Below are 12,940 nucleotides of genomic sequence, written 5' to 3' on the forward strand. Positions count from 1 at the left end.
GTCTTACACTGGCGCAGTGGGCAGCATTCCGGCCGGCGACGACGTTCTAGATCCCGACGAACCCACCTACGACCTGCATCGGGTCGCGGAGTTGCTCCGCGTGCCGGTCAGCAAGGTCCACCAGCAGTTGCGGGAAGGCCATCTGGTCGCGGTGCGCCGCGACGGTGGCGTGGTGGTACCGCAAGTGTTCTTCACCAATACCGGGCACGTGGTCAAGAGCCTGCCCGGCCTGCTGACCATCCTGCACGACGGCGGTTACCACGAGACGGAGATCGTGCGCTGGCTGTTCACGCCCGACCCGTCGCTGACGGTGACCCGGGACGGGTCACGGGATGCCTTGAACAACGCCCGTCCGGTCGACGCGCTGCACGCCCACCAGGCCCGTGAGGTGCTGCGTCGCGCCCAGGCTATGGCGTACTAGCCGGCTGAGTACTCGCCTCGGGCGCCCGGTACAGCGAATACCACGCCACCGCGGCGAACGCCGTAGCCAGCCCGACATGCAGCCACGAGTACATGCCGTGGGCGCCGTCAGGCTTGAAGATCACCATGATCCAGGTGGAGAACCCGGCGATCGCCGCCATCGCGGTGCGGCTTTGAGCCACCGGCGCCAGCACCGCCAGCGGCCAGGAGTAGTACCACGGCAGCGCCGCCGGGACGAACAACACCACGATCAGCATCGCCCACCAGATCCCGCTCAGCGCGGCGCGGTCGTCGCGGCGAAAGCGCCACCACAGCAGCGGCAGCGCCAGCCCGATGACGGCGATCCCGATCAGCCGGTTGATCCGCAACACCCCGTAGAAATTGACCGGGAGAAACGCGCTGCTCAATGCGTGGATGATGTTGGCGGCCGCGGTCGGCACGGTGAGCCAGTTGATGATCTTCACCGAACCGGCCAGCGCGGACAGCCAACCGAGTCCGACTCCGGCGACCAGCGACAGCGCGCCGAACAGCACCGCGACAATGCCCACCGCCGCGGCGCTGGCCGCCACCAGGGCAGGCACGGGCCGATATCCGCGGTCCTCGCGCAGATGACGCATCCATACCCAGAACAGGAACGGCAGCGCCAGCCCCGCGGTGGCCTTCACCGCAATGCCGACGGTGAGGACGGCGATGCCCGCGACATGGTGGCGCTGCAAGGTCAACGCGATCCCGGCGGCCATCAGCCCCACCATCAGCATCTCGTTGTGCACCCCGCCCATCAGGTGGATGAGCACCAGCGGGTTGAGCACACAGATCCATAGCGCCTTCGAGCCGTCGGCGCCCACGTGGTGGGCCAGCCGGGGAGTGGCCCAGACCAGCAGTGCCAGTCCGGGCAGCATGCACAGCCGCAGCAGCAGGGTGCCGGCGATGACGTGGTTGCCGACGATCATGGTGACGATCTTGGCCACCAGGATGAACGCCGGCCCATAGGGCGCGGTGGTGATGGTCCAGATCGGACTGACGTTGTCCAGCAACGGGTTTGGGTTCGCCACCGGACCCACCAAATACGGGTCCATGCCGTCGCGCAGCAGCGCGCCCTGGGCCAGGTAGGAGTAGGTGTCGCGGCTGAACACCGGTACCGACACCAGCAACGGCGCCAGCCAGAACACGGTGGTGGCCCGCATGGTGAACTCGCTGACGCCGCCGGCCACCACCCGCCGGCCCAGCCGCAGCCATGCGATCAGCATCAGCGCGACACCCACCCACAGCAGGATCGAGGACAGCACCAGCCCGTGGCCGAAGCGCAGCCACGACAGATGCAGTGACTCCAGCAAGGGGTCGTGCTGGCGGGTGCTGCCGGCGCCCAATCCGCCGATGGTGATCAACACCGCGCCGATGAAACCCAGCCGCGCGGGCGCGGCCACGGGGGTGGTGGCGAACGCCCGCACGCGCGAAACGCTCTGCCGCAGACCGACTTTGGTGTCCGTCTCGGCTTCCGGGGTGGGTGTGGCCGCGGTCATCGGGTCACGCTGACCGATCCGTGGCCAGACTGGCCAGCGCGCGCAGGCCGGTCTTGGCCGCGGGATTGATCGGCGCCGACGCCAGCGTGTCCAGCGCGCGCTGGGTCAGCGCGGTGATGCGGTTCTCCGCGGCCGCCAGCGCACCGACGTCCACGATCGCCTCGCGCAGTCGGTGGACTTGCGCGTCGGTCAACTCCGAGCCGATCGAGGTCCGCAACAGGTGAGCGGCCGGCGGATCCACCCGGTCGGCCAAGGCGATCGCCTCGGCGAGCAGCACAGTGCGCTTGCCCGAGCGCAGGTCGTCGCCGGACGGTTTGCCGGTCACCTCGGGGTCTCCGAAGACACCGAGCACGTCGTCCCGTAATTGGAACGCGACCCCGAGGTCGGTGCCGAATTGGCCGAAGGCACCGGCCACATCGGGCCGGTCCGCGGCGGCGGCCACGCCCAACTGCAGCGGGCGCATCACGGTGTAACAGGCGGTCTTGTAGGTGGCGACGGTCATCGCCGAGGCGATCGAGTCCGCGGCGCTGGCCTCGACGACGATGTCAAGGTATTGCCCGGCCAGTACCTCGGTGCGGATGTCGGACCAGACTCGCCGGACGCGCCGCTGCGCGTCGGCCGGCAGTCGCGCCGCGGAGACTTCGGAGATGATGTCGTCGGCCCAGGCTTGGGCGACGTCACCGAGCAGGATGGCCGCCGACGCCCCGAACTGAGCGGCCGGGCCGCGCCACCGGCGTTCCCGGTGCAACTCCGCGAAATGCATGTGCGCCGTCGGCCGGCCGCGCCGGGTCGCCGAGACGTCGATCACGTCGTCGTGGATCAGCGCCGACGCGTGCAGGAGTTCCAGTGCGCCGAACAACAGCAGCACCTCGGCGTCGGGATCCTCGGGGGCCACCGCCTGCCAGCCCCAATAGGCGAACACCGGCCGTAGCCGCTTGCCGCCGCGCAGCACGAATTCTTCCAGCCAGGCGGTGAAGGCGCTGTAGTCGCTGCCCTGCGGTACGGCGATGTAGGAGCCGGCGCTGCGACGGTCAGCCAAATACCGTCGAAGTTGCGCGGTGATGGCGCCGGCCAACTCGACGGTTGCCGATGCGGCCGAAGCTTCCAGGCTCAGCGCGGCGCCCCTTTCATCTTTTTCGCTTCTGTCCGAGACAGGTCTCCCGGTCCCGACAGTGTATTCGGCCCTGGCTCGCACCAGTGGCTTCGATGGCGTTCCCCGACCGCCCCTATGCTGTCGAGGGATTGGCGGTCGGGGAAGTCAAGCAGCCAGGAAGAGGATCTCGTGTCGCTCAACACCATTGCCTTGGAGCTGGTGCCACCCAACGTGGACGGCGGCGTGCAACGGGCCAACGAAGACGCGCAGAAGGTGCTGCGCTACTCCGCCGAATCTGGCCTGGACGGACGGATCCGGCACGTGATGATCCCCGGCATGATCGCCGAGGACGACGACCGGCCGGTCGCCATGCAGCAGAAAATGGATGTCCTCGACTTCTGGTCGATCATCAAGCCGCAGCTGCCCGGGGTCAACGGCTTGTGTACCCAGGTCACCGCCTTCATGGATCAGGCCTCGCTGGGCCAGCGGCTGTCCACCCTCGTCGATGCGGGCATGGAGGGCATCGTCTTCGTCGGGGTGCCGCGCACGATGAACGACGGCGAAGGCTCCGGCGTGGCACCCACCGACGCGCTGTCGATTTACCGTGAACTGGTGGTCAACCGCGGCGTCATCGTGATTCCCACCCGAGAGGGTGAACAGGGGCGGCTCGATTTCAAGTGCAACCAGGGCGCCACTTACGGCATGACTCAGCTGCTGTATTCCGACGCCATCGTCGACTTTCTCGCCGAATTCGCCAAGACCACCGAGCACCGGCCGGAGATGCTGCTGTCGTTTGGGTTCGTGCCGAAGATGGAATCCCGTATCGGGCTGATCAACTGGCTGATCCAGGACCCGGGCAACGCGGCGGTGGCCGCCGAGCAGGAGTTCGTCAAACAACTGGCCGGCAGCGAGCCCGCCGTCAAGCGCCAGCTCCTGGTCGACCTGTACAAACGCGTCATCGACGGGGTGGCCGAGCTGGGCTTCCCGCTCAGCATCCACTTCGAGGCCACCTACGGGGTATCGGCGCCGGCGTTCGAAACCTTCGCCGAAATGCTGGCCTACTGGGCTCCCGACCGGCAGGCGGCCAGCTAGCTCGGCGGCGGTTCGCCCGGTGTGGTGAACCGCGGCGAACGGTCCCGGCTGAGCCACGCCGCCGCCGCCACCACACCGGCGGCGGCGAACGAGGCGATACCCAGCCAGATGCCCGCGCCGGTGAACGACCGCGTATTGGGGTCTGTGTAACGCGCCTGCGCGGTCATGGTGCTCACCACGCCGGGCTTGAGCTTCCACTGCACGACTTCGGACTCGATGCGGTCACCGTTTGTCGACGTCACCGTCCCGGGGAAGGCCACCGTCAATTCCACGTCGGCATCGGTGTCGGTCACCGAGGTCAGGTCCGCGCGGCCCTCCAAAATCACCAGGTTGCCATTGCGACGCAGCGACAGGTTCACACCGGCGGCATCGGAGTTCATGTTGGCCAGCTGCGGCAGCTCGGCGAAGGTCAGGTCGGAGAACACCGCTTGCGACCCCACATACCCGTCGCTGTCGTAGTTGGACACCGCCACCTTCTGGCTGAAGCCCAAGTTGTTGCTGTCCAGCTGGGGTCCGGTGTCCTTGTTCGACCTGGGTTTCGCCGCGGCGATGATCTCCCCGGACACCAGGTCGTCGGGCGAGATGGTCAGCGACGCCCGGACGCGCAGGCAGCCGGTGGCCAACGGCACCAGCATCAGCAGCATGGCGATGGCCACCAGGCGGCGACGCCGGCGGGATCTGTCGGGTCTGTTGCGGGGGCCCGCGACGACTCGGGCCGGGCGCGGGGGAGAGCTGGCGGGCACGAGGTCATCGTGCCAGATCCGGTGTGTCGCTTCGGCGAGCCGCCCGGGTTTTGTCCCCGGTGCTACCGAGTTCTATAGAGGCAGTTTGCGGCCCAGAATTGCGAAGGCCCGCGGGTCACCGGCGAAGTGGTAGCCGCGGATGACGTCGGTGAAGCCCAGCCGCCGATACAACCGCCAGGCGCGGTTGGCTTCGCCGTTGGTCTCCGGCGTGGACAGCAACACGTGGGCCTCGGCTCGTCCGGCCAGCAGCCGCCGCGCCAATGCCTCGCCCAGGCCCCGGCCCTGAGCACGCGGATGAATGTGCAGCTCGGTCAGTTCGAAGTAGCTGCTCATCAGCCGGTCGATGGCCGGCGGCGGAAATCCGCTGCGCTGCAAGCCCAGAATCACCTGCTGTTGCCACCACTGGCCCGGCGCTCCGGGGTAGCCGTAGGCCACGCCGACCAACGGCGCACGGCTCATCTCGGCCGCCGACGGCTGCCAACTACCGTCGGGTTCGGTGCTTCCCTCGATCTCTAAAGCGGCCACGGCTTGCCAGCCTCGCCTGCGGGTGTGCTCCAACCACATGGCGGCGCGCTGATTCTCGGTTCCCCGGGGATAGCGCATCGCGTCGACGTACACCTTGAGAGCGTCACCGAGGCGGCGCTCCATATCGGTTGGCGGCAGATCGATGAGGAAAGTCGCCAATTCGCGGTGCCCTCCTCAGGTGGTGATCCAACGCGATGCCTGTGCACAGTATTGAACGGTCGATGTGACAGCTTGCAACACACTGCCATCCGGTCGGCCTGCCTGCTGCAATGCAGCAAGGATAGAATCGCCTGCGAATCAGTGGTACGGCGTAGATTGACCTCGTATCATCTGAATTAGGTGCCCCAAGAGTGGGCATGCTCGCGCTATCGCTAACGACAGTCTGTCGGCAAGGAGGGACGAATGCCACTCTCCGATCATGAGCAGAGAATGCTCGATCAGATCGAGAGCGCTCTCTATGCCGAGGACCCGAAGTTCGCGTCGAGCGTTCGAGGCGGAGGGTTCCGCGCGCCGACGGCTCGGCGACGCGTGCAGGGCGCGGCCTTGTTCATCGTCGGGCTGGCCATGCTGGTGTCCGGCGTGGCGTTCAAAGCCACCATGATCGGAAGTTTCCCGATCCTCAGCGTCATCGGCTTCGTGGTGATGTTCGGCGGCGTGGTGTACGCGGTCACCGGCCAGCGCGTTCCGGGCCGGGTGGATCACAGCCGGCCGGCATCGGGCGCCGCGCGCCAGCGCCGCAACAAGGCGTCCGGCTCCTTCACCAGCCGGATGGAAGATCGGTTCCGGCGCCGCTTCGAGGACTGAGCGACGCGACAAGTAGCGGGGCAGCCGTCAGGGCTGCCCCGTTTTTATATCTGCTTTCTGCGCTGCAGAGGCTCGTGAACCGCTTGCGTGGCCTAGTTGTGCCCCACTTGTGGCCGTTTCGTTGAGAACACGCCCCACCGCGCCCCACCCCGCTCTTCTTAGCCCCCCAGCTCCGGTCTGAACTGGGCTTTTGCCTTGAATTCAGGGGTAGGCGGAGTTCCCGACGACGGCACCGCTTTCCCGGCAGGTCACGGCGAAGTGGAGAAACGCGACACCGAGACGCGCGGAGGGGCAGATTGTGGGACGAAGTGGGGGACTGTGGGGTATGGTGGCCGAAGTGTTTGGGTGAGTGGAAACGCTCGAGGTTGGAGGTGCCCCAATGTTTTTGGGCACCTACACGCCCAAGCTCGACGACAAGGGGCGGCTGACGCTGCCGGCCAAGTTTCGCGACGCACTGGCAGGGGGGTTGATGGTCACCAAGAGCCAAGACCACAGCCTCGCCGTCTACCCGCGGGCGGAGTTCGAGCAGCTGGCGCGTCGGGCCAGCAAAGCGCCGCGCAGCAATCCAGAAGCGCGGGCGTTCCTGCGTAACCTCGCTGCGGGCACCGACGAGCAGCACCCCGACAGCCAGGGCCGGATCACGCTTTCGGCTGACCACCGCCGCTACGCGGGCCTGTCCAAGGACTGCGTGGTGATCGGCGCCGTCGACTACCTCGAGATCTGGGACGCCCAAGCCTGGCAGGACTACCAGCAAATCCACGAAGAGAACTTCTCCGCGGCCAGCGATGAAGCACTCGGCGACATCTTCTGAGGTGCATGCCTGTGCACCGTGGTCTCTGCCCGAACCGACCCTGGCGTACTTCCCCAACGCCAGGTTCGTGTCTTCGGTCAGAGACCAGGGTGCACGGGCGCCGCAGCCGACGGTGACCTGGGCCGCCTCCAGGTGCAGTCAGAGCCGGGGAGGTGTCGCGGTGGTTGACGAACCAGGCTCTGGCGCAGCCGATTTCGGACATGTTCCGGTGCTGGCGCAACGCTGCCTGGAACTGCTGAGGCCGGCATTGACCCGACACGGGTCCGACGGCTCCGGGGCGGTCCTCGTCGATGCGACCCTCGGTGCCGGTGGGCATGCGGAGCGCTTCCTCACCGAATTGCCCGGTCTGCGGCTGATCGGGCTGGACCGTGATCCCAATGCCCTGGCCATCGCCGAGTCGCGGCTGTCACAGTTCAGCGACCGAATCACATTGGTGCACACGCGCTTTGACGGACTGCCCGACGCGCTGACCGACTGCGGCTACCGCGTGGCGCAATCGGTGGACGGGGTGTTGTTCGACCTCGGGGTTTCCTCGATGCAGCTGGATCGCGCCGAGCGCGGTTTCGCCTACGCCCAGGACGCGCCGCTGGACATGCGGATGGATCCGACCGAGCCGTTGACGGCCGCCGACATCGTCAACACCTACGACCAGGCCGCGCTGACCGACATTCTGCGCCGCTACGGCGAGGAGCGGTTCGCCCGCCGCATCGCCGAACACATCGTGCGGCGGCGCACCCGCACCCCGCTGCGCACCACCGGGGAGCTGGTCGCCCTGCTCTACGAGGCGATCCCCGCCCCGGCCCGGCGCACCGGCGGCCACCCGGCCAAGCGGACGTTCCAGGCGTTGCGCATCGCGGTCAACGGTGAGCTGGACGCGTTGCACGGTGCGATACCCGCCGCGCTGGAAGCTGTTGCGGTGCAAGGCCGCGTCGCCGCGATGGCGTACCAGTCGCTGGAGGACCGGATGGTCAAACGGTTCTTCGCCGACGCGGTCGCCTCCCGGACACCGGCCGGTCTGCCGGTCGAGCTGCCCGGTCACGGGCCACGATTCCGGTCGCTGACGCACGGTGCCGAACGAGCCGACGCGGCCGAGATCGACCGCAACCCGCGCAGCGCCCCGGTGCGGCTGCGGGCGGTGCAACGGATCGAGCAGGACGGGCAAGCCACCTCGCAGAAGGGCGATGCATGAAGACGAAGCGTGATGACGCATCGACGCGCCGCACCAGCGGTCGTCGCGGCGGACGCGACGGTGCCGCCCGGAAGGGCAGCCGCCCCAGGGCAGGCGCGGCGGGCAGCCGGACCGCGGCGCCCAGTCGGGAGCCGCGGGTACCGAGTTCTGGACCGCAGACCAGCCCCATCACCCGGCCCGTCGACCGGCCGGCCCGGCCGAAGAGCACCAGCCAGGCCAAGGCTCGCGCCAAAGCCCGGAAGGCCAAGGCTCCGAAGGTCGTTCGGCCCAAGTTAAGTGAGCGGCTGGCCACGCGTCTGGCCAGCATCGACCTGCGGCCCCGCACTCTGGTCAGCAAGGTGCCCTTCGTGGTGCTGGTGATCGGTTCGCTGGGAGTGGGTTTGGGTCTGACGCTGTGGCTGTCCACCGCTGCGGCCGAGCGCTCCTACCAGCTGAGCGACGCCCGCGAGCGCACCAAGATGCTGCAGCAGCAAAAGGAATCGCTGGAACGCGATGTGCGCCAGGCCGAATCGGCCCCGGCGCTGGCGGAAGCCGCCCGCAAGCAGGGCATGATCCCGACCCGGGACACCGCCCACCTGGTGCAGGCGCCGGACGGCAACTGGGTGGTGGTGGGGACGCCCAAGCCGGCCGACGGGGTGCCACCGCCGCCGCTGAACACCAAGCTGCCCGAAGAGGGCCCGCCGCCTCCGCCCAAGCCGCCGGTGGCTCCGCCGGAGGTGCCGGTCCGGGTGATGCCGGGCCCGAATGACCCGCCCGTGCCGGGAAGGTCCGGCCCGCAGCTGCTGCTGCGCAATCCGGACGGTTCCACGACGGTGGGGGGCACGCAACCGTTCCCCGGCCAGCTGCCTGGCCAGCCACCCGCCCAGCTAACGGTGCCGCAGGTGATGCCGCCGGTGCCCGGGCAGCCGGTCCAGGGACCGGCCGAAGTGCCGATGCCGCTGCCAGCCGGCACGGTACCGCCGGGTTTGGTCATGCCGCCGGTGCCCGCGCTGCTCCCGGCGCCCGGGCCGGTGCTCGCGCCGCCGCAACTGCCAACGCAGCCGCAAGCCTTGGCGCCGATGCTGCCGGCCGGTGAGCAGTTTGGTCCCGTCACCGTGCCGGTGGTTCCGGGAGCACAGCGGTGAGGCGCGGCGACTCGCGCCAGCCCCGCCCGACGCGCGCGCGGCGCGGTTCGGCCGCCCCGGCGCCCGAAGCTCGCAAACCTAAGCGGTCGCCTAAGCCGGAGCCGTCCTCCGCCGGTCGGTCGGCCCGCGAGCGGCGCACCCGCCAGGCGGTGGACGTGGTGACCTCGCGCGGCGCGTCGTTCGTCTTCCGGCACCGCGCCGGCAACGCGGTGGTCTTCGCGTTGATCCTGGTCGCCGCGGTCCAGCTGTTCTTCCTGCAGGTGTCGGATGCTTCGGCGCTGCGTGCCCAGGCGGCCGGTCAGCTCAAGGTCACCGACGTGCAACGCGCCGTCCGCGGCGCCATCGTCGACCGCCACAACGACCGTTTGGCGTTCACCATCGAGGCGCGGGCGCTGACCTTCCAGCCCAAGCGGGTGCGCCAGCAGTTGGAGGAGGCCAAGAAGAAGTCGCAGCGGGCGCCCGATCCGCAGCAGCGGCTCAAAGACATCGCCAAGGAAGTCGCCACGCGGCTGAATAACAAGCCGGACGCGGCCACGCTGCTCAAGAAGCTGGACAGCAACGAGACCTTCGTCTACCTGGCTCGCTCCGTCGACCCGGCCGTCGCTAACGCGATCTCGGAGAAGTACCCCGAAGTCGGTTCCGAACGCCAGGACTTGCGCCAGTATCCAGGCGGATCCCTGGCGGCCAACATCGTCGGCGGCATCGACTGGGACGGCCACGGCCTACTCGGCCTCGAGGACTCGATGGACGCCATGCTCGCCGGAACCGACGGGTCGGTCACCTATGACCGCGGCTCGGACGGCGTCGTCATCCCAGGCAGCTACCGCAACCGGCACAAGGCGGTGGACGGTTCCACGGTTCAGCTCACCCTGGACAACGACATCCAGTTCTACGTGCAACAGCAGGTGCAGCAGGCCAGGAATCTCTCCGGTGCCCACAACGTCTCGGCCGTCGTCCTGGACGCCAAGACCGGTGAAGTGCTGGCCATGGCCAACGACAACACCTTCGACCCGTCCCAGGACATCGGACGCCAGGGCGACAAACAGCTGGGCAACCTGCCGGTGTCCTCACCGTTCGAGCCGGGGTCGGTCAACAAGGTCGTCACCGCGTCCTCGGTGATCGAGTACGGCCTGTCCAACCCCGACGAGGTGCTGCAGGTGCCCGGCACACTGCAGATGGGCGGCGTCACCGTGCACGACGCGTGGAACCACGGCGTGATGCCCTACACCACCACGGGGGTGTTCGGGAAGTCCTCCAACGTCGGCACCCTCATGCTCGCCCAGCGCGTCGGCCCGGAACGCTTCTATGACATGGTGCGCAAGTTCGGGCTGGGCCAGCGCACCGGCGTTGGGCTGCCCGGCGAAAGCTCCGGTCTGGTCCCGCCGATCGATCAATGGTCGGGCAGCACCTTCTCCAACTTGCCGATCGGGCAAGGCCTTTCGATGACCCTGCTGCAGATGGCCGGCATGTACCAGGCCATCGCCAACGACGGGGTGCGCATCCCGCCGCGCATCATCAAGGCCACCGTCGCCCCCGACGGCACCCGCACCGAAGAACCCCGTCCCGACGGCATCCGGGTGGTGTCGGCCCAAACCGCGCAAACCGTGCGCCAGATGCTGCGCGCCGTGGTCCAGAACGACCCGATGGGCTACCAGCAGGGCACCGGACCCGCCGCCTCGGTGCCCGGCTACCAAATGGCCGGCAAGACCGGCACCGCCCAGCAGATCAACCCCGGTTGCGGCTGCTACTTCGACGACGTCTACTGGATCACCTTCGCCGGCATGGCCACCGTCGACAATCCCCGCTACGTGATCGGGCTGATGCTGGACAACCCCGAGCGCAACGCCGACGGCACACCCGGCCACTCTGCGGCCCCGCTGTTCCACAACATCGCGGGCTGGCTGATGCAGCGGGAGAACGTGCCGCTGTCACCCGATCCCGGCCCGCCGTTGGTGCTGCAAGCCACCTGAGCAGGCCCCGCGTCACACCGGCGACCGGGTGTCGCTGGGTAGGGTGTCATGGCCGATCATGGCTGATCATGGGCAGCGTCGGCCCGCAACGCCCGAGGACGGAGGTGGTGACACGTGGCGTCGGTATCCGCTGGATTGCGCCCCACCACCGGCGCGGGTGTCTCACTAGCGGCGCTGGCCGCCCAGGTCGGCGCGGTACCAGCCGACGGGCCCGCTCCGCCCGAGGTGCGGGTCACCGGCGTCACCCTGCGCGGCCAGGACGTGCAGAGCGGTGACCTGTTCGCCGCGCTGCCCGGCACCATTACCCATGGCGCCCGGCATGCCGGAGAGGCGATCGACCGCGGCGCCGTCGCGGTGCTCACCGACGCCGCCGGGGTCACCGAGATGGCAGCCCATCGCCACGCGGTCCCGATCCTGGTTCACCCAACACCGCGCGGGGTGCTCGGCGGCCTGGCCGCCACCGTCTACGGCAACCCCTCCGAGCGGCTCGCGGTCGTCGGCATCACCGGCACCTCGGGCAAGACCACGACCACCTATCTGGTCGAAGCCGGCCTACGCGCGGGCGGGCGGGTCGCCGGGCTGGTTGGAACCATCGGCATCCGCATCGACGGCGCCGACATCCCCAGCGCGCTGACCACTCCGGAGGCGCCCGCGTTGCAAGCCCTGCTGGCCGCGATGGCCGAGCGCGGCGTCGACACCGTGGTCATGGAGGTCTCGAGTCACGCGCTGGCCCTCGGCCGCGTCGACGGCACCGCATTCGCCGTCGGCGGCTTCACCAACCTCTCGCGCGATCACCTCGACTTCCACCTCACCATGGACGACTACTTCGAGGCCAAAGCCCTGCTGTTCGATCCGCGGTCGCCCTTGCGGGCCCGCACCGCCGTGGTCTGCGTCGACGACGAGTGGGGCCGCGCCATGGCCGCTCGCGCCGCCGACCCGATCACGGTCAGCGCCACCGGCCAGCCCGCGCAGTGGCGCGCGACCGACGTGGCGCCGCTGCGAGCCGGCGGCCAGGAATTCACCGTCGTCGACCCCGCCGGCGTCCAGCACCGAGTCGGCATCCGGCTCCCCGGCCACTACAACGTCGCCAACTGCCTGATCGCGCTGGCCATCCTGGATGCGGTCGGGGTCTCGCCCGAACAGGCGTCGCCGGGCCTGCGAGACACCCGCGTCCCCGGCCGCATGGAAGACGTCGACCGCGGCCAAGACTTCCTGGCGCTGGTGGACTACGCCCACAAACCGGGCGCCCTGCGGGCGGTCCTGACCACCTTGAGGCAGCCGGAACACCGGCTGGCGGTGGTGTTCGGCGCCGGGGGCGAACGCGACCCGGGCAAGCGCGCTCCCATGGGCGCCGTCGCCGCCGAACTGGCCGACCTGGTCGTCGTCACCGACGACAACCCCCGCGGTGAAGACCCCGGCGCCATCCGGCGCGAGATCCTCACCGGGGCGCGCAGCGTCGACCAGGCCGCACAGGTGGTCGAGATCGGCGATCGCGCGGCGGCGATCCGGCACGCGGTCGCCTGGGCGAGACCGGGCGACGTGGTACTCGTCGCCGGCAAAGGCCACGAAACCGGCCAGCGCGCCGGGCCGGACGTGCGGCCCTTCGACGACCGGGTGGAACTGGCCAAGGCCCTGGAGGAACGCGTGTG

Annotated in this window: 11 protein-coding genes and 1 pseudogene; 8 read left to right on the forward strand and 4 right to left on the reverse strand. The window is 69.0% G+C overall.

The genetic code is table 11. The annotated features are described in order from the left end of the window. The first annotated feature begins 16 nt into the window (after positions 1-16). Entirely contained in the window at positions 17-421 is a 405-nt protein-coding gene (locus A9W95_RS19235; RefSeq protein WP_067416340.1) for an Rv2175c family DNA-binding protein, read from the forward strand. On the opposite strand, the gene A9W95_RS19240 is transcribed toward A9W95_RS19235, so the two are convergent. Next, positions 408-1,940, reverse strand: a complete 1,533-nt coding sequence (locus tag A9W95_RS19240; protein WP_067416304.1) for an alpha-(1->6)-mannopyranosyltransferase A — start codon at positions 1,938-1,940, stop codon at positions 408-410. The two genes, A9W95_RS19235 and A9W95_RS19240, sit on opposite strands and share 14 nt — an antisense overlap. A gap of 4 nt (positions 1,941-1,944) precedes the next feature. After that, a complete protein-coding gene (locus A9W95_RS19245) occupies positions 1,945-3,015 on the reverse strand; it encodes a polyprenyl synthetase family protein (RefSeq protein WP_067416307.1) in 1,071 nt (356 codons plus the stop codon). A 207-nt stretch (positions 3,016-3,222) separates the two neighbouring features. Here A9W95_RS19245 and A9W95_RS19250 point away from each other — a divergent pair, with 207 nt between their 5' ends. Next, the gene (locus A9W95_RS19250) at positions 3,223-4,125 is read left to right on the forward strand and encodes a mycobacterial-type methylenetetrahydrofolate reductase (RefSeq protein WP_067416343.1); all 903 of its coding nucleotides are present in this window, start codon (positions 3,223-3,225) and stop codon (positions 4,123-4,125) included. Here A9W95_RS19250 and A9W95_RS19255 read toward each other — a convergent pair. Together A9W95_RS19255 and A9W95_RS19260 are read right to left on the reverse strand one after the other, a co-directional pair. Next, positions 4,122-4,769, reverse strand: coding sequence for a DUF3153 domain-containing protein (locus tag A9W95_RS19255; protein WP_067416346.1), 648 nt, complete (start codon positions 4,767-4,769; stop codon positions 4,122-4,124). The two genes, A9W95_RS19250 and A9W95_RS19255, sit on opposite strands and share 4 nt — an antisense overlap. 171 nt (positions 4,770-4,940) lie before the next feature. Then, a complete protein-coding gene (locus tag A9W95_RS19260; RefSeq protein ID WP_067416310.1) occupies positions 4,941-5,552 on the reverse strand; it encodes an N-acetyltransferase in 612 nt (203 codons plus the stop codon). A 243-nt stretch (positions 5,553-5,795) separates the two neighbouring features. Between A9W95_RS19260 and A9W95_RS19265 the strand changes: the two genes are divergently transcribed. From A9W95_RS19265 to A9W95_RS19290, 6 genes and pseudogenes are all read left to right on the forward strand, one after another. After that, positions 5,796-6,197 carry a DUF3040 domain-containing protein gene (locus A9W95_RS19265; protein ID WP_067416312.1) on the forward strand — a complete coding sequence of 134 codons (402 nt, stop codon included), beginning with the start codon at positions 5,796-5,798 and terminating at the stop codon, positions 6,195-6,197. Between the two features lie 379 nt (positions 6,198-6,576). Further along, positions 6,577-7,008 (forward strand): division/cell wall cluster transcriptional repressor MraZ, encoded by a 432-nt coding sequence (gene mraZ, locus A9W95_RS19270; protein ID WP_067416315.1) that lies wholly within the window; start codon positions 6,577-6,579, stop codon positions 7,006-7,008. Position 7,009: 1 nt separating this feature from the next. Beyond that, entirely contained in the window at positions 7,010-8,197 is a 1,188-nt protein-coding gene (gene rsmH, locus A9W95_RS19275; RefSeq protein WP_253851707.1) for a 16S rRNA (cytosine(1402)-N(4))-methyltransferase RsmH, read from the forward strand. Then, on the forward strand, positions 8,194-9,321 hold the full coding sequence (locus A9W95_RS19280) for a hypothetical protein (protein ID WP_067416318.1): 1,128 nt from the start codon (positions 8,194-8,196) through the stop codon (positions 9,319-9,321). The genes rsmH and A9W95_RS19280 overlap by 4 nt, the downstream gene beginning before the upstream one ends. Then, on the forward strand, positions 9,318-11,291 hold the full coding sequence (locus A9W95_RS19285; protein WP_067416320.1) for a penicillin-binding protein 2: 1,974 nt from the start codon (positions 9,318-9,320) through the stop codon (positions 11,289-11,291). Before A9W95_RS19280 ends, A9W95_RS19285 begins: the two co-directional genes overlap by 4 nt. A gap of 68 nt (positions 11,292-11,359) precedes the next feature. After that, positions 11,360-12,940 (forward strand): annotated as a pseudogene (locus tag A9W95_RS19290) (UDP-N-acetylmuramoyl-L-alanyl-D-glutamate--2,6-diaminopimelate ligase); the annotation flags it as partial.

It is taken from the genome of Mycobacterium sp. 1423905.2 (assembly GCF_001673155.1).
Taxonomy (GTDB): Bacteria; Actinomycetota; Actinomycetes; order Mycobacteriales; family Mycobacteriaceae; genus Mycobacterium.

Coding starts and splice junctions, on each gene's coding strand:
- A9W95_RS19255 (WP_067416346.1), bottom strand. CDS start 4,769: ATGCTGCTGATGCTGGTGCCGTTGGCCACCGGCTGCCTGCGCGTCCGG.
- A9W95_RS19280 (WP_067416318.1), top strand. CDS start 8,194: ATGAAGACGAAGCGTGATGACGCATCGACGCGCCGCACCAGCGGTCGT.
- A9W95_RS19240 (WP_067416304.1), bottom strand. CDS start 1,940: ATGACCGCGGCCACACCCACCCCGGAAGCCGAGACGGACACCAAAGTC.
- mraZ (WP_067416315.1), top strand. CDS start 6,577: ATGTTTTTGGGCACCTACACGCCCAAGCTCGACGACAAGGGGCGGCTG.
- A9W95_RS19265 (WP_067416312.1), top strand. CDS start 5,796: ATGCCACTCTCCGATCATGAGCAGAGAATGCTCGATCAGATCGAGAGC.